This window comes from Veillonella sp. (assembly GCF_018381775.1).
In the GTDB taxonomy this organism is placed as follows: Bacteria; Bacillota; Negativicutes; order Veillonellales; family Veillonellaceae; genus Veillonella.
The window spans coordinates 209,182-225,976 of sequence record NZ_JAGZRH010000001.1 but is presented as its reverse complement, the minus strand read 5'-3'; the positions used below and the strand labels follow the sequence as shown (position 1 = coordinate 225,976).

Annotated in this window: 18 protein-coding genes and 2 riboswitches; of the genes, 5 read left to right on the top strand and 13 right to left on the bottom strand. The window is 39.5% G+C overall.

The annotated features are described in order from the left end of the window. Positions 1-2: 2 nt before the first annotated feature. Positions 3-1,100: a hypothetical protein gene (locus tag KH109_RS01050; RefSeq protein ID WP_295214830.1), complete on the bottom strand. Its 1,098-nt coding sequence runs from the start codon at positions 1,098-1,100 to the stop codon at positions 3-5. A 348-nt stretch (positions 1,101-1,448) separates the two neighbouring features. Here KH109_RS01050 and KH109_RS01045 point away from each other — a divergent pair, with 348 nt between their 5' ends. From KH109_RS01045 to ychF, 3 genes are all read left to right on the top strand, one after another. Beyond that, entirely contained in the window at positions 1,449-2,678 is a 1,230-nt protein-coding gene (locus tag KH109_RS01045) for an LL-diaminopimelate aminotransferase (RefSeq protein ID WP_295214827.1), read from the top strand. A gap of 205 nt (positions 2,679-2,883) precedes the next feature. Then, the gene (locus tag KH109_RS01040) at positions 2,884-3,858 is read left to right on the top strand and encodes a diaminopimelate dehydrogenase (protein WP_295214824.1); all 975 of its coding nucleotides are present in this window, start codon (positions 2,884-2,886) and stop codon (positions 3,856-3,858) included. Between the two features lie 397 nt (positions 3,859-4,255). Continuing rightward, complete coding sequence (gene ychF, locus KH109_RS01035; RefSeq protein WP_295214821.1) at positions 4,256-5,362, top strand: redox-regulated ATPase YchF; 1,107 nt, start codon at positions 4,256-4,258, stop codon at positions 5,360-5,362. Positions 5,363-5,432: 70 nt separating this feature from the next. Here ychF and KH109_RS01030 read toward each other — a convergent pair whose 3' ends face one another. From KH109_RS01030 to KH109_RS01000, 7 genes are all read right to left on the bottom strand, one after another. Further along, a complete protein-coding gene (locus KH109_RS01030; RefSeq protein ID WP_295214818.1) occupies positions 5,433-5,669 on the bottom strand; it encodes a CsbD family protein in 237 nt (78 codons plus the stop codon). Positions 5,670-5,736: 67 nt separating this feature from the next. Further along, positions 5,737-5,976 carry a GlsB/YeaQ/YmgE family stress response membrane protein gene (locus tag KH109_RS01025; RefSeq protein WP_295214815.1) on the bottom strand — a complete coding sequence of 80 codons (240 nt, stop codon included), beginning with the start codon at positions 5,974-5,976 and terminating at the stop codon, positions 5,737-5,739. A gap of 150 nt (positions 5,977-6,126) precedes the next feature. Continuing rightward, on the bottom strand, positions 6,127-6,837 hold the full coding sequence (locus KH109_RS01020) for an NAD(P)H-dependent oxidoreductase (protein ID WP_295214812.1): 711 nt from the start codon (positions 6,835-6,837) through the stop codon (positions 6,127-6,129). Positions 6,838-6,952: 115 nt separating this feature from the next. Then, on the bottom strand, positions 6,953-7,210 hold the full coding sequence (locus KH109_RS01015) for a DUF3343 domain-containing protein (protein WP_119207252.1): 258 nt from the start codon (positions 7,208-7,210) through the stop codon (positions 6,953-6,955). Positions 7,211-7,319: 109 nt separating this feature from the next. Further along, positions 7,320-7,919 carry a sulfurtransferase-like selenium metabolism protein YedF gene (gene yedF, locus KH109_RS01010; protein WP_295214809.1) on the bottom strand — a complete coding sequence of 200 codons (600 nt, stop codon included), beginning with the start codon at positions 7,917-7,919 and terminating at the stop codon, positions 7,320-7,322. 179 nt (positions 7,920-8,098) lie between these two features. After that, on the bottom strand, positions 8,099-9,130 hold the full coding sequence (selD, locus tag KH109_RS01005; RefSeq protein ID WP_295214806.1) for a selenide, water dikinase SelD: 1,032 nt from the start codon (positions 9,128-9,130) through the stop codon (positions 8,099-8,101). Positions 9,131-9,139: 9 nt separating this feature from the next. Further along, positions 9,140-9,343 (bottom strand): DUF951 domain-containing protein, encoded by a 204-nt coding sequence (locus tag KH109_RS01000; RefSeq protein ID WP_004693828.1) that lies wholly within the window; start codon positions 9,341-9,343, stop codon positions 9,140-9,142. Positions 9,344-9,946: 603 nt separating this feature from the next. Here KH109_RS01000 and rbr point away from each other — a divergent pair. Then, positions 9,947-10,492 carry a rubrerythrin gene (gene rbr / locus KH109_RS00995; RefSeq protein ID WP_105085230.1) on the top strand — a complete coding sequence of 182 codons (546 nt, stop codon included), beginning with the start codon at positions 9,947-9,949 and terminating at the stop codon, positions 10,490-10,492. A 245-nt stretch (positions 10,493-10,737) separates the two neighbouring features. Here rbr and thiM read toward each other — a convergent pair whose 3' ends face one another. The 3 genes from thiM to thiW are packed head-to-tail and all read right to left on the bottom strand — an operon-like array spanning position 10,738 to position 13,581. Next, the gene (thiM, locus tag KH109_RS00990; RefSeq protein WP_295214803.1) at positions 10,738-12,255 is read right to left on the bottom strand and encodes a hydroxyethylthiazole kinase; all 1,518 of its coding nucleotides are present in this window, start codon (positions 12,253-12,255) and stop codon (positions 10,738-10,740) included. 4 nt (positions 12,256-12,259) lie between these two features. Then, on the bottom strand, positions 12,260-13,102 hold the full coding sequence (gene thiD, locus KH109_RS00985) for a bifunctional hydroxymethylpyrimidine kinase/phosphomethylpyrimidine kinase (protein ID WP_295214801.1): 843 nt from the start codon (positions 13,100-13,102) through the stop codon (positions 12,260-12,262). Continuing rightward, entirely contained in the window at positions 13,102-13,581 is a 480-nt protein-coding gene (gene thiW, locus KH109_RS00980; RefSeq protein WP_295214798.1) for an energy coupling factor transporter S component ThiW, read from the bottom strand. The genes thiD and thiW overlap by 1 nt, the downstream gene beginning before the upstream one ends. Positions 13,582-13,644: 63 nt before the next feature. Next, positions 13,645-13,739: riboswitch (TPP riboswitch) on the bottom strand. An 82-nt stretch (positions 13,740-13,821) separates the two neighbouring features. Continuing rightward, positions 13,822-13,927: riboswitch (TPP riboswitch) on the top strand. Positions 13,928-13,983: 56 nt separating this feature from the next. Between thiW and cytX the strand changes: the two genes are divergently transcribed. Further along, entirely contained in the window at positions 13,984-15,180 is a 1,197-nt protein-coding gene (gene cytX / locus KH109_RS00975; RefSeq protein ID WP_295214795.1) for a putative hydroxymethylpyrimidine transporter CytX, read from the top strand. Positions 15,181-15,375: 195 nt separating this feature from the next. Here the strand turns inward: cytX and KH109_RS00970 are convergent, their stop codons facing one another. Both KH109_RS00970 and modB read right to left on the bottom strand, forming a co-directional pair. Further along, entirely contained in the window at positions 15,376-16,005 is a 630-nt protein-coding gene (locus tag KH109_RS00970; RefSeq protein ID WP_295214793.1) for an ATP-binding cassette domain-containing protein, read from the bottom strand. Positions 16,006-16,013: 8 nt separating this feature from the next. After that, on the bottom strand, positions 16,014-16,682 hold the full coding sequence (gene modB / locus KH109_RS00965) for a molybdate ABC transporter permease subunit (protein ID WP_295214790.1): 669 nt from the start codon (positions 16,680-16,682) through the stop codon (positions 16,014-16,016). Between the last annotated feature and the right edge of the window lie 113 nt (positions 16,683-16,795).

Here is a 16,795-nt window from a genome sequence, read left to right as displayed (position 1 = left end):
ACTTACCTTTTACTAGGAATAGTTAGTAATGTCTCTGCTCGATATAATCGATCTAATTTTCTAGACCAACCTTTTATATTAGTTGGATAAGACGATTTACTATCTGTATCAGAACGTAATGCAACAAATCGAATTTGTTTTAAATTAGGCTCTTGTGCCAAGATTTCTTCACATAAAGTTCGCAACTCCTTACGTTTACTAGAATCAATCAGTGCTTTACACTCTTTATGCTGCTGAGACTCAACAGTATTAGATGGATAATTAGCTTCATTTACTTTTTTGGGAACAATACGAAGCATCAAATTAGTCTCTGCTCCACCATCTTCTGGTATACAAGATTTTTCATCAAATAAAATTACTAATTCTGCTTTATCAGTATGCTTATATTTAGGTAATTCCTTTAGTTTCTTTATCCCACCGTGACCAACATCAGACTTAATCTGTTTTAAATCCAGTAATTTATAATATGTATAAGCTTCCAAAATACAGCGTAGCAAGGTTTCCTCACTACCAGATGGACGATATTTTAATTCAATTACAGAATAACATTTATCATCTTGGTTAAATCCTAATAAGTCTATTTTTCCATAAGAATCATTCTTTGTCGCTTTTAATGGTGTTTGATAATCAAAGATGTAACCTAGACCATCAACCTTACACTGGTAAAATAATAATTTCGCTAAGATTTCCTCTTTACGATTTGTACCTTGTAACTGTTTCATATCTACGGATTCAGAATGGGTATGCTTTGTATCAAAATGATTAGGCCGTACAGGCGTTAATTCTTTCCAAGTTTTCAAAAGATTTTTTGATAAAAGAGTACTTGAAATAACTTCACTATAACGATTCTTATCCTCTTGAATCGCTCCTTTTACATAGCCTTTGTAATTTACAATAGGCGCCTTATAAAAGTTTGCTGCAAATCTTTTTACTTCGTCATTACTATTTTCTTGCTTTACTTGTTTTTGGTTTATAGTCGCTTTCTTGGTATCATTTTTATTTTGATTAAAAATAGTTTCAAACTCATTGAATTTATCTTTCCGATCAATCCGATCAATAGCTTCACAAACTAATTCATATGCTTCTTTAGCGTCAAACATTGTGAATCCTCCCTAATAACAATTGACTCCACTACACATAATTACTAAAAATAACCTTTATTATACACAAAACACTATCCGACTTCATTATAAACTCATTATATCAACGGTTGTTTTATGAGTAAATAATGAAGGATTTTATTTGCAGTAGATAAATAATAACGATTTTATACTTTTACTATAATTCATGGAATGTGCAAAAAATTCCACATTGCATTTTGGTTAATAAAAAGTCTATTATAAATAACATAACTCAAAGTAATTCCAACATTCTATAGAAAATCCTTGCGTCATTATTCTATATAATTTACTATATATAGAGAAATCTGATTATAAAAAGGAGTCATCATGGCTAATATTAATGAAAACTATTTAAACCTACAAGGTTCTTATTTATTTGCTAACATTGCTAAAAAAGTAGCGGATTATCAAGCGGCACATCCAGATGCAGATATTATTCGTCTTGGTATTGGCGATGTTACATTACCTCTTGTTCCTGCTATCGTTGATGCTATGGGTAAAGCAGTCCAAGAAATGGGCAAAGCAGAAACATTCCGCGGTTACGGCCCTGAGCAAGGTTATGATTTTCTTCGTCAAGCAATCATTGATGGTGACTACAAACCATTAGGTCTAGATATTGCAATTGACGAAGTATTCGTTTCCGATGGTGCCAAATCCGACGTTGGTAACATCCAAGAATTATTCAGCGAAGACAACATCATCGCTATTACTGATCCAGTGTACCCAGTATACCTAGATTCCAACGTTATGGGCGGTCGTACTGGTGAAGCAGTAGACGGTATCTTCCAAAAGGTTGTATACCTTCCTACATATGCAGAAAACAATTTCTCTCCAGAATTTCCTTCTGAAAGAGTAGACATCGTATACCTTTGCTCCCCTAACAATCCTACAGGTACTGTTTTGAGCCGTGCTCGTTTAGCAGAATGGATCAAATGGTGTAAAGATAATGATGCGATTTTGATGTTCGACTCCGCTTACGAAGCTTTCATCAGCACAGAAGACACTGTAAAATCCATCTATGAAATCGAAGGTGCTCGCGAAGTGGCAATCGAGTTCCGTTCCTTCTCCAAAACTGCAGGTTTTACTGGTACACGTTGTGCTTACGCAGTTGTACCAAAAGAAGTAACAGGTAAAACTAAATCTGGCGAACGTCATCCTTTGAATCCTATGTGGAATCGTCGTCAATGCACTAAATTCAACGGTGTACCTTATATCGTACAACGCGGTGCAGAAGCAGTTTATTCTAAAGAAGGCCGCGAACAAACCCGTGCCAATATTGCGTACTACAAAGAAAATGCTCGTATCATCAAAGAAGGTCTTGAATCCATCGGCCTAACTGTATATGGCGGTGTAGACGCTCCATACATTTGGCTTAAAACTCCTGGCAACATGACTAGTTGGGAATTGTTCGACCTCTTACTTGAAAAAGTTCAAATCGTATCTACACCAGGTTCTGGCTTTGGTCCTCACGGCGAAGGTTACCTTCGTTTAACTGCATTCGGCAGCCGTGAAAATACAATTCGCGCTGTTGACAGAATTAAAACGTTAAAATTCTAATAGAAGATATCCAATATCAAGTTTATCTACTATAGAAATTAACATCTATAAAAATAAAAGACCGATTGTACTACTATAATAAGAGTGCAATCGGTCTTTTATAACTCTCATCAATTGATTCTATAGAAAAATATTAAATCCCCTAATTTTGTGCTATAATAAAAATGTTAATAATTAAATTTCTCGATTTATATAGGAGGCTAATATGAGCAAAATTCGTATTGGTATCGTTGGCTACGGCAACTTAGGTCGTGGCGTTGAAGCATCCGTAAAATTACAACCTGATATGGAGCTTGTTGGTGTATTCTCTCGCCGTAAAGGTTTAGAAACAGTTTCTGGTGTTCCTACATATACTATGGAAGATTTACCAAACTTCAAAGGTAAAATCGATGTTATGGTTCTTTGTGGCGGTTCTGCAACAGACCTTATCGAACAAACACCAATGGTAACTAAATACTTCAACTGTATCGACTCCTTCGATACACATGCACGTATTCCTGAACATTTCGCAAATGTAGACAAAGTGGCTAAAGAAGCTAAAACAGCTACATTGATCTCTTGCGGTTGGGACCCAGGCATGTTCTCTTTACAACGTGTATATGCTGAAAGCATCTTGCCTCAAGGCAAATCTTATACATTCTGGGGCCGTGGCGTTTCCCAAGGTCACTCCGATGCTATTCGTCGTATCGATGGTGTTCTTGATGCTCGTCAATACACTGTTCCTAAAGAACAATACCTTGAAGCTATCCGCAATGGTGAAACTCCAGACGTTGACGGCTACAAAGGTCATCTTCGTGAGTGCTATGTAGTAGCTGCTCCTGATGCTGACAAAGCTAAAATTGAAAACGAAATCAAAACTATGGAAAACTACTTCGTAGGTTATGAAACTGTAGTAAACTTCATTTCTCAAGAAGAACTTGATCGCGACCACAAAGGCATTCCACATGGTGGCTTCGTTCTTCGCTCTGGTGAAAGCACAGACGGCACTCGTCACGTTGTCGAGTACTCCTTGAAACTTGACTCCAACCCTGAATTCACTGGCTCTGCACTCGTTGCTTACACACGTGGTATCTACCGTCTTGCTAAACACGGCGGCACAGGTTGCTACACAGTATTCGATATCCCACCAGCTTGGATTTCTACACATTCTGCTGAAGAATTACGAGCTCACTCTCTATAAGATACAAAATAAAATCCCACACCTCAGTGTGGGATTTTATCTACTTCTATGGTATACTACTTAGAAGAAGTGAGGCATAGATGTTTTCCGGCGTCAGTTCTCACATCTCTTACTAGTTTGAAAATGTGGCCTGACGACAAAAGGGTCCTTTTCAAAGCCCTGCTACATAAAAGCTAATTGGCAAGACCTGACACATCTAGAGGCCTCGACATCAATATATAATTTGTCGATTTCTATGTAAAGGGATTTAGTGACACTACTAGTCACCTATGTGACTAATGGTGTCACTTTTTTAGTACAAATTTATAGCATCTATATGATATAATATTTATTTGATAGAGTTTCTAAGGAAACTTTCACAAAGAACGAAATCAATGAATTAATAAAAGGTGGTACCATGAGCACAAATTTAGAAGTAGGCATCGTAGGCCTTCCAAATGTTGGTAAAAGTACATTATTCAACGCTATTACAAAAGCGGGCGCTGAAGCTGCCAACTATCCTTTCTGTACAATCGAGCCAAACGTAGGTGTCGTTGACGTTCCAGATAATCGTTTAGCTGTATTGGCTGAAATGTTCGGTTCCAAACGCATCCTCCCTGCTGCTATGCGCTTCGTAGATATTGCGGGCCTCGTAGAAGGTGCATCTAAAGGTGAAGGTTTAGGTAATAAATTCCTTAGCCATATCCGCCAAGTAGATGCCATTGCCCAAGTTATTCGTTGTTTCGATGACCCTAACATCACTCACGTTGCAGGTTCTATCGATCCAATCCGCGACATCGAAATTATCAATACTGAACTTTGCCTTGCTGACCTTGAGTCCGTAGAAAAACGCAAACAACGTATCGAAAAAATCGCTAAATCTGGCGATAAAGATGCTCGTGCTGAGTTGCCATTGCTAGAACGCATTATCGAAGGTTTAGGAGAAGCTAAACCGGTGCGTGCGCAAGGTCTTGATGAAGAAGAATTAGAAATGATCAAAGAGTTGACATTGCTCACAGCAAAACCTTCTCTTTATGTAGCTAACATTTCTGAAGATGAAGTATCTGATTATTCTGCTAACGAACACGTAAAACGCGTAGAAGAATACGCAAAAGCTGAAGGTGCTGGTATCGTAGTAGTTTCCGCTCGCATCGAGTCTGAAATTGCAGAATTATCCGACGAAGAATCCGCTGCATTCCTTGAAGATTTAGGCCTTGAAGAATCTGGCTTAACAAAACTTATCAAAGCAAGCTATGCATTGTTAGGTCTTATCAACTACTTCACAGCTGGTGAAATGGAAGCTCGTGCTTGGACAATCGTAAACGGCACTAAAGCTCCACAAGCAGCTGGTAAAATCCACTCCGATATTGAAAAAGGCTTTATCCGTGCTGAAATCGTATCCTTTGATGACTTACAAGCTTGCGGCAGCCAAAACGCGGCTAAAGAAAAAGGCCTTGTACGCCTAGAAGGTAAAGAATACGTTATGAAAGACGGCGACGTAACACACTTCCGTTTCAACGTATAATACAAATTAATATCAATAAAAAACCAGTAAATCCAAGGATTTACTGGTTTTTTTATGCTCCGTAATAGCTTTATTTGTCATCATTACCCAATGCATTTTTAAGGCCACTAATCGCACCTTCTACAGCATCTTTAGCATCATCTGCAGTTTTTTTGATATCTTCAGTTATTGTATTAGCAGCATCTTTTACTTTTGCTACTGTATTTTCAACAATACCTTCTGCTTCCATTTGTTTGTCATCAGTTAATTTGCCAACATTTTCTTTTACTGCACCTTTAACTTGATTTAATTTATCTTCTAATGCCATAATTGTGACTCCTTTCATTTTTAAAATCACATTTAGCTATATTATAGCTACTTTTATAAGTAGATTACTAGCCCCTTTTTCCGAAGAAAAATGAGACTACAGCAACAACAATTACTGCACCTAATACAGATGGAATTAAGGACATCCCTGCTAAGCTAGGACCCCATGTACCAAACAAAGCATGACCTACAGAGGAGCCTACCAACCCAGCAACAACATTGGCAATGATGCCCATTGCACCGCCTTTTTTAGTGATGGCACCTGCTAGAAACCCGATAAAACCACCAACAATAATTGACCATAACATACTATCACTCCTTCCTATTCAACCAAAATATTCATAAATCCTATCAAATACCGCAGTATTTATAAATATTTTAGAATCCTTGTATATTTATAATATACCATTCAGTTTTGAAAGTTTAATGAATTTTTTTTCGATTAAAGTTGCAAAGAGCTATTCAACTACTGTTACAATTTCATCTAAGGTACGACGTGTTTTATTACGATGTGGTTCTTCATCACGGTAGCCAAAAGCAGCCATTACGGAAATACCAAAGTGTTTAGTATCAAAGAGTCCTAATTCATCACCTAAGAGTGCTGTCATGTCATCTTGATTGAAACCTTCTAATGGACAAGAATCTAAGCCTTCATAAGCAGCCATAGTCATCATGTTAGCCATTACAATGTACGCTTGTTTAGATGCCCAGTCAAAGGCAGCACGATCAGATTCAAAAGTTTTATAATCACTTGTAGTAAATTGAGCATATTTTTCGCGATATGCTGCATCTATTTCTGCAGGTAATTGCTTAACTTCTTCTTGAATATAACGTACATAAGAGGAGTCAAACTCCAAGTCCACTTTTTTACGTGATAAGAATACCACAAAATGACTTGCTTCAAGGCCCGCATGAATGCCCCAGCCATGAGCTTTCATTTTTTCCCGAATTTCTGGATTTTGGATAACTAGCAATTCAAAAGGCTCAAAACCAAGGGATGTTGGTGCCAAACGAGCTGCTGTTAAAATAGAATTCCAATCTTCTTCAGAAATCTTTTTAGTGCTATCAAACTTTTTACATGCATAACGATATGTCATAGCATATTCTAAATCTTTACGATCCAATTTAGGAGCTGTTAATTTTACATTTTCTATTTCATACTTGCTCATATATACCTCCATAATGATAAAAAGTATCATATACCTATAGTACCATAGTCAGCCTTTAAATTATATAAGAATCAAAACTTTTATAAAAGGAAATAAGGAAAAACCTAGACGCTGTCTAGGCTTTATAAGGCACTGCTAGCTCACCTTTTTCATACCAAAAGAGGCCAGATGTACTAATCTTATGTTCTTTTAAAATAGTCTGAACCTGCTCTACAATACTTGGATCTATTTGCACAGATAGACCACACATATCGTAAAGCTCTGGAGGTGTAGCCATCAATTGATGAGGCACCTCTAATTCTGTTAATACCTTGTCTGCTTTATCACCAAAATAATAGGACGTAAAGACGACTAGCAATTTTTTATTTTCCAATGCCCTACCTCCTACCATAACATCTGATATGACATCACTGTAACGTTGACGATTCCTTTAAACTAAAACATCTAGTCTAAAACAGTACATCAAAACTAGGTGCTAACAATTATAACTTAACTAAGTTTTCCCCAAGGATAGAATCTGTAATAGCGTACATATTTGTAATACTACCTACGCCAAGTTCTTCTTTTACCCCATAGAAATCAAGACAAATACCACATGCTGCAATTTCAACACCTGCATCAGCTAATTTTTTAATATTTTCTAAATGAACCGAATCATTCGTTACCATCTTCACACTGCTATTGATGAAATAGATCTTAGATGGCTTCACATCTGCTTCAACCATGCACACCCAGAACGTTTTCATTAGGTTACGACCTAACTCTTCACTGCCTTCACCAAGATAGTCCTTCGTCATCAAGATGACACGGTTACCATAGCTCATTGGTTCACAACTACCGTCTACTACTGGATTTGCATTAGGAGTCATAGTAAGGTAGAAATCCTTACCATCTTGTCGGATGTCCACCCCATAACCGCGAGACTTGCCGAATTTTTCTACATTATCGCGACTAACCTCATTATCTACGATTGTAATAATAACCGCACTCGGATTCGCATCACTTACCTTCTTAGTTTCAATAACAGGTTTTGGACACAAACTACCACGTACATCTACAGTTAATTCATTTGTATTGCTCATCATACACCTCTATGTTATATATATTATATGTTTTATGAAAGTATCACTATCAGCTATCAGCTATCAGCTATCAGCTATCAGCTATCAGCTATCAGCTATCAGCTATCAGCTAATGATATTTAATTTAACACCGTAAGCGCCATATTATATTGTTACTAATGTCATTTCGTTACGCCATATTATTCTGTTACGCGTACAGCCAATCCAGAGAAGCTTTCAACAGTACCAATAATAGCCGCACAGTCTATACCAGCCTTATGTAACGCCTCGACGAGTTCTGCACCTTCACTAGCAGGAACAGAGAACAGCAGCCCACCCGAGGTTTGTGGATCAAAGAGAATATCGGTCCATACAGGGTCTAAAGATGCATCTACTTGTACGTCCGTTATAGCTTTGCGATTCCCATAGGATGCGGCTGGTACTAATCCCATTTGAGCCGCTTCGATGACATCATCAAAGAGAGGAATGTCGTAAGCCTTAATATGGATTGTCACATCAGAGGCACTAGCCATTTCTACAGAGTGCCCCATAAGGCTAAAACCAGTCACATCAGTACAAGCATGCACAGTAAAGTTATGAGCTACCTCTGCACCTACTCTATTTAAAGTACTCATGCTAGTGACAGCTTGCCCGGTACCGACAGGGAATAAATCTGCTTTCAGCGCATTATTCATGATGCCTGTTCCAATACGTTTTGTGAGCACCAATACATCCCCTACTTGGGCCCCTTTGTTTTTCCAAATACGATTGGGATTCACTTGCCCGGTCACAGACATACCAAAGATAGGTTCTTTATTTTCTATGCTATGGCCTCCTACGATAGCCGCACCAGATTCGGCTACCATTGAGCCTGCGCCGTTTAACACGTCTGTTAAGATTCCTTGCTCAACAAGAGGTACTGGGAAGCCTACAATGTTCATGGCAGTCAAGGGAGTTCCACCCATAGCATATACATCGCTTAATGCATTGGCCGCTGCAATCTTACCAAACAAAACAGGATCATTAACCATAGGCGTAAAAAAGTCTAATGTTTGAACCAACGCTAATGTATCAGAAATTTTATATACACCTGCATCATCAGAACCAGTCATATCGGCTAAGACTTGGTCATTTGTAACAGGTGTCACTGCTTTCAAAACACGATTTAATATATGAGGACCAATCTTACACGCACAGCCCCCATTTGTCACATAGTCAGTAAGTCGTACCATAGGACCTCCTTACTCATTCTCTGGCAATCGAGAAACAATTTTCTTCACAGCCTTTTCAAATTTAGGGCGCGGCATCAGCAGTTGATGACCACAGCCGTTACATACGATGAGAAAATCCGTGCCAATACGTTTCACTTCCCACTCGTCACTACCGCAAGGATGTGATTTTTTCATCTTCACCACATCGCCTACGTAATATCTAACAAATGCCATAGCGCCTCCTTTTACGTCAGTATGTATATACTTATTATACAAAAAATACAAAATTCTATAAATATATCTTAATTCTATAGTTGAAAGTATGTCATTTTATAGGGAATTATTAGTACATCTAAAGAAAATAATATCAACAACTAATCAATAATGATTTTTCATTTAGTTATCATTCTCAATATCAAAATCACCTTATTTTATAAATCCTGTACTATTCAGTCTTAAAGAAACCGCATTTTTACTACATTGATAATATTTATCATTTAGAAAATTTTCGAAATAAATTTTACAAAAACACTTGCATTTCTCATTTAGTATGTTACAATATAGTCAACAATGATTATTCGTTAAGTATACGGATACACCATTGTATATAAAACTGTTAAGACGGCAAGTGCCGAAAAAACAAAAATCAGTAAGTACTATTTTAAGAGTTAGGCAAGTGTCTATTTAATCTAAGAATAAGTTTTCTTACTAAGGCGAAGTCGCCCACGAAAATTGTAGAATAAGTATTCTATTATTTGAATTCACAACCAAGTGGTTATGAATATATAAGTTAAGTAACAAATTTGAAAATTATCGTAAGTACAAAGGAGTATTAAAATGGCAGAATTAAAAGGTTCTAACACTGAAAAAAATCTTCAAGCAGCATTCGCTGGCGAATCCCAAGCATTCCAAAAATATACTTTCTACGCAGCAGCAGCTCGTAAAGCTGGCATGAACGAAATCGCTGATTATTTCGAAGAAACAGCTCACAACGAATCCGCACATGCTAAATTGTGGTTCAAAGCTCTTCATGGTGGCGACGTATCTTCCGATATCGAAGCTAACCTTCGTGATGCAGCAGCTGGCGAAAACTACGAACACACTACAATGTACAAAGATTTCGCTGACGAAGCTGAAAAAGAAGGCTTTGCAAAAATCGCTTACCAAATGCGCGAAGTTGGTAAAATCGAAGCTCGTCATGAAGCTCGTTACCTTGCATTAGCAGCTCAAGTATCCGGTAACAAAGTATTCCACAACGACGAACCAGTTGCTTGGATCTGTGCTAACTGCGGTTACGTACACGTTGGTGAAGAAGCTCCTAAAGTTTGCCCAGTATGTGCTCACCCACAAGCTTTCTTCCACCGTTTCGTGGAATCCATCTAATCTGTAAGTACGACACTAACTAAACTAACAACCTGTAAGTGCAGATTTAAATTAAACACACCTGTAAGTACAATATGATCTTACAGTAAGTACTAACAACTTCCTTAACAAAAAGACGATGACTTAGGTCATCGTCTTTTTTTGTGTTCTATTTATTATTAAGGTCGTGTTCTATTTAATAAGATTTTGTACGCTCATGGCTAATAGTTAGCCATATATCATAACTCATCACATGGTCATATCGGCTATACAGTTCTATCAACTAATGTCTTAAATTGTTGTGCTGCTTCATAAGGACTCTCTGCATGAGCGATAGCAGAAATTACAGCTACACCACAGGCCCCCGCTTGTAGTATAGGTTTCGCATTATCTAAAGTGATGCCACCAATTCCTACACATGGTAATGTTAAGCCTTCTGCTTGAAGTTCAGTAATTCGATTTGGTCCGCATGGTACTTGGGCGTCAGGCTTACTACTTGTGGCGTACATAGGTCCTACACCTACACAATCAGCGTAGATTACATCAGTGTTATGTAGTTCCTCCACAGAGTGAATAGAGATACCAACCACCTTATGGTCCACAACATTACGCACCTCTTCTAGTCGCATATCCTCTTGTCCTACATGTACACCATCAGCATTAACAGCCATCGCTAAGTCTACATCATCGTTGATAATATAGAGCACATTATACTTGGCACAGATATGTTGTAACTGTTGTGCTAGTTCTAACTTCTGTTGACCGTCTAATGTACCTTCGCCCTTTTCTCTAAATTGGAAACAAGTCACACCGCCTCGACAAGCGTCCTCTACGATAGAGAGTAAACGATTTTCATTCAGCTCTACATCTTGCGTACCACTGATGAAATAAACTTGTAATTGATCTGGCACAACTACAGGGCGTATATGATTTTCAGACATAAGCACCGCATCATCGAGTGTATATAAGCTATCCATAAAGGCTGTACTAAAGCTACCAGGTTTTACGCCACTTACCTGTACGGCACTTTCACCGGCTAAACCATAGTAAGCCAATGCATAAGCGAGAAACTCACCCATAGATAGTCTGTTTTTACATGGATAATACGCACTGAAGAAGGCCGCCAACACAGCCCCTAATAGACAGCCTGTACCCGTTACAGCCGTCATAATAGGGTGCCCGTGTGGCACTGCAAATACCCGAGTTCCATCAGAAACATAATCCTCTTCGCTAGTAGCTACAACAGGGCAGTTAATAAGGCGCGCTAGACGATATGCTATAACAGCACTATCCTCGACCTGTCCTCCGTCTACACCTTTACCGGTAGTGGATATATCTGCCTGATTATTAGGACTCAAAGCATCGTAGATAGCTTTAATTTCACTTTGATTACCTCGCAATAATGAGATGTTACCAGTCTTAATCAAATCTAACACCACAGATAAGCGATAAGCCCCCGCATGACAACCTACCGGATCTAAAACGATAGGAACTTCATGTTTCTTCGCCAGCGCTATGGCATCTTTGTAGTAACTAACCTTGTCTGGCGTAAGAGTGCCAATATTGATGAGTAGCGCCGATGCATGAACGATGAGGTTTTTCAAATCTTCACTACACTCACTCATCACTGGTGATGCGCCAATAGCTAGTAAACCATTTGCCGTAAAGGTCCTCACCACATCATTGGTGATACAAATAACGAGAGGGTTTCTCTGGCGCAAGATTTCTAATATATTTAGGTCTGGCAAAATTTGACCATTCATATATGGGTTTTCATAGGTCATATTACTATCTCCTCTCGTCATTTTTCAAGAGCTCATCCATCGCTTCAGGTCCATTAGATAACAGTCCATAAGCCATATGATTAACGGGGCCACAGCCTTTGCCGAGCGCAGGATTATGTTTGATGGCCAGTGCAATATAGTCCTTGGCAATCCCAATGGCATCCATTACATCACGGCCCTTTGCAAGCTCCGCTGTAATCACTGCGGAGAAGGTACAACCCGTACCATGAGTATGCACCGTGTCATATTTTGGGCTTGTCCAAGTGCGGACGCTACCATCTTTAGTGAAAGCATAATCCGTTGCATCTTCACCGATGTGACCACCTTTAATGATGACCACTTGCGGTCCTAAGTCCTGTAAAATTCGATTAGCCGCCGTTGTTATGTCGCTTTCACATGTAATAGACATGTCCGCTAAAACCTCCGCTTCGCTGCGATTAGGGGTAATCACAGTTGCAGTAGGAATGAGTTTAGATTTTAAGAAGTTTACTGCCTCATCTGATACGAGTCGATCACCGCTAGTGGCAATCATAACAGGATCCATTACATACGGAATTCGTTGACTCACATAAGGATAGATAAGGTCCATCATCTCTGGCAATGCAATCATGCCCGTCTTAACGGCTTGAGGTTCAATGTCAGAATACACATCGTGTAATTGTCGCTCAATACTCTCTAGCGACAGATGTTCTACATGATGTACGCCCGTTGTATTTTGGGCTACCACAGAGGTAACAACAGCCATGCCATATACGTGACGACTTTGGAATGATTTCAAATCGGCCATAATACCAGCACCACCGCTAGGATCAGTACCAGCAATTGTCAATGCAGTATATAGTTTCATTATGCCTCCTTATGTAATAGATGACGACGAGATAAGATTTGTAATACTAGAAAACCAATGCAAGCACCTGCTACAGAGCTCATGGCGAAGGATACAATCAAAGTCAACAATGCCAAAGGTTTACCTAACAAGAAATTGGCTATAGGATAACTCACAAGAGCACCGATAAGGCCGGTACCAATGATTTCGCCTAGAGCCGCCGCCCATAGAGCGTTATATGTCTTATATAAATAAGCCGATAACCAAGCACCAATCATGCTGCCAGGAAAGGCTAAAGGAGAACCTAGTGCCAATACATTGCGTAAACAAGATGTACTAAAGGCAGCACCTATGGAAAATCTTGCCCCCACCACAACGGCTAAGATAACATTAATCATATGTTGAAACGGAAAAATACGAGCTGGCCCAACAGGAATTGATGTAGTAGATAATACTACACCTAAGGCCACACATATGCTGGCAATAATCAGTTTTTTCATAATACCTCCAAACATATAAAAACAAGACCACTCAAAATGGAATGGTCTCGTAATAGTTTAGTATTATGTTGCACTCCACTTCCCTACGCCGGTATTATCTGGATCAGGTCTAGGGTTTTGAATGGTCAATCTCAGCAAAAGCACCCCTAGTGGCAATATATTTTTATACTCTAGTTATAACATCATTATACAATCTATGCAACAAAAAGAATTGACGGTTTCCTATTATCCGCATATAATGAAGCCATAACGGGGTGCTCACAAGAGTGGGCTGAGAGTAAGCTATCGCTTTAACCCATAACCTGATTTGGATAATGCCAACGTAGGGAACATAGAGGATTAATAGCCGAGTTCCTTTTTTGGGACTCGGCTTTTTCTATGACTTCCTGGCAAGGAGGACGTATGAAAGATACATACATTACACAACCACAGTTCGCCATGATATGGTTTGGCGCCGCTCTATCTATAGCGGAAATTATGACAGGAACCTATTTGGCCCCATTAGGGCTCACCCAAGGTCTATATGCCATCATACTAGGGCATATCATTGGCGGTATATTACTCTTTGGAGCTGGCCTCATCGGTGGACGTTTACAACAAGGCAGTATGAATACTACCGCCTTCAGCTTTGGCCCACTAGGGGCTAAAGGCTTTGCCTTTTTAAACATGCTTCAACTCATCGGCTGGACTAGCATCATGATCTACGATGCTATGTTAGCCTTACAAGAACTAGCGCCTCTATCCCCCATATTTTGGACGATAGCTATCGGTGTGCTTGTCATCCTATGGCTTTTTATCGGCCTCCACAATACTGGCTATATTCAAGCCATCGTATCTGTTCTATTGCTCGGTCTCACCCTCTACATGGGGGCTCACATGATATCCCAGTGGCCTAGTGAAGGTACGCTTCTAACTAGTGGAAACATGAGTTTCATCGCTGCCCTTGAATTATCTATTGCCATGCCACTATCTTGGCTACCTCTCATCAGTGATTATACTCGTGAAAGCAAAAATCCTTTCTCCGCATCACTTACAAGTGCTACAGTCTACACTATAACAAGTATCGTTATGTACACCTTAGGTCTTAGTGCCGCTATCTTTGGCGGTGGCGACTCCATCATTACTATCATGATGAATGCAGGACTTGGCCTTGCGGGACTCATCGTTATCATCTTCTCTACCGTTACGACAACCTTTATGGATGCTTACTCTGCAGGCGTATCTAGTACGACTATCTATAACGGTGCATCCAGTAAAGGTATAGCCGTCATCGTTACTATCGTGGGCACTATTGCAGCTATTCTATATCCAATGGATAATATTACAGACTTCCTATACCTCATCGGCTCTGTATTTGCACCGATGATTGCCATCTTATTGGCAGACTACTTTATTAATCGCCAACAAGTACAAGCCTTATCGGCTTATCTCGTACGAGGTCTTATTTGGGCCGTATCTGTTGGTTTATACCACTATATGTTGTATAGTGAAAGCACAATAGGTGCCACATTGCCAGCCTTTACAATGGCATTTGTCGTTACCGCTATCGTTGGATTTGTAAGTAAAACAGCACACACATCTGCAGAAATTAAACAGTAACGACAAGCAAAATGTAATGTACATATACTAAATCAATCATAAAGATTATAGTAATAGAAAATACCTTCATAAAGATTATAGTAATAGAAAAACACCTTCACAAACAGTCATCATAATGAGTCCCTATTCACGTTGAATAGCATAATCATATGATACCGTTTATGAAGGTGTTTTATATTTTTATTAGTCATGCCCTTATTTAGGAATTGTAATGATTCCGTTTTCACAGGTCCAGTGTCTATCTCCGACGCTTTCTGCTTCACTTTCATCATGGGTAACCCATACGCAGGGTACATCCCATTCACGAATGATAGATACAAGGTCCTCACGAACTTGTTTTCTCAAATTCCAGTCTAGTGCAGATAAAGGCTCATCGAGAAGCAAAATAGTCGGTTTAGAGTAGAGAGCACGCCCCAGTGCAACCCGTTGTTGCTCACCACCAGATAGGCTGCCCGCCTTAGTTTTTCTGTATTTCTCTAAGCCTAACCGCTGCAATAGCGTATCGCACATCTCAGGTGTACCACGCTTACTGTAAGTAATATTATTTTCTACGGACAAGTGAGGAAATACAATATTGCCTTGTGGCATATAGCCTACTTGGCGCTCTTGAGCGGGTACCCAAAGCTTTTTATCTCGATCAACCCACGCTGTTTCATCACATTGAATACTGCCAGTTGTGGGTTTTACGAGGCCTGCGATACATTTGATAAACGTACTTTTACCACTGCCGGACTGTCCAGTCAGTACAGTAATGCCAGATGGCAGTGCACCATCGGCTTTCACAGTCACAGAAGGTCTAGCTACAGTAAAGGAAAATGTAATCATAGAACCTCCTAATTATTATCTGTATGGCGGAACAAGGAACCTTTTGTAATAAGGTGAATCCCGCTCAGTAACGCCAATGTAAGAACACAAATATAAATAACTAGCTCAAAGGCATCCATGTACTGCCCGGCCTCTACATAGGAGTAGATAGCTAACGGCATGGTACGGGTTACCTTTGGAATATTACCTGCAATCAAGATGGTAGCGCCGAACTCACCCATAGCACGGCAGAATGCTAAAATACTACCTGTTAAAATACCTTTCCATGCGAGTGGTACAGATATGGTAAAGAAAATGCGTAACTCTGAAGCACCTAATGTTCTTGCCACATCCTCCATATTATGATCTACGGACTGCAATGCGGAACGTACGGTTTGATAAAACAGTGGAAAGGCAATAACAGAAGAGGCTACAACGGCACCGGAAGCGGCAAAGACGACGCTCATACCATGAGCTTCAAGCCAAGCCCCAAAGGCATAGCCCGGCGTAAATACCATAAGCAGCCCGAAACCAACAACTACAGGAGGTAGTACTAGAGGCAATGTAATAAGAGCATCAAGAATAGCAATGCCGCCCCATTTACAGCGATTCATCCAGTAGCAAACGGCTAAGCCACTTAGGATAACAATAACAAGGGCAATGCTCGCCACCCACAGCGATAGCCAGAATGGACTCATGCCACTCCCCCTTTCTATACGATAATTTGATATGATGTTAACTAAATTAAAATATACTGCCGTTGCTACACACTATATATAGGTGTTATCATGTATAATTTGTTCACTCTATT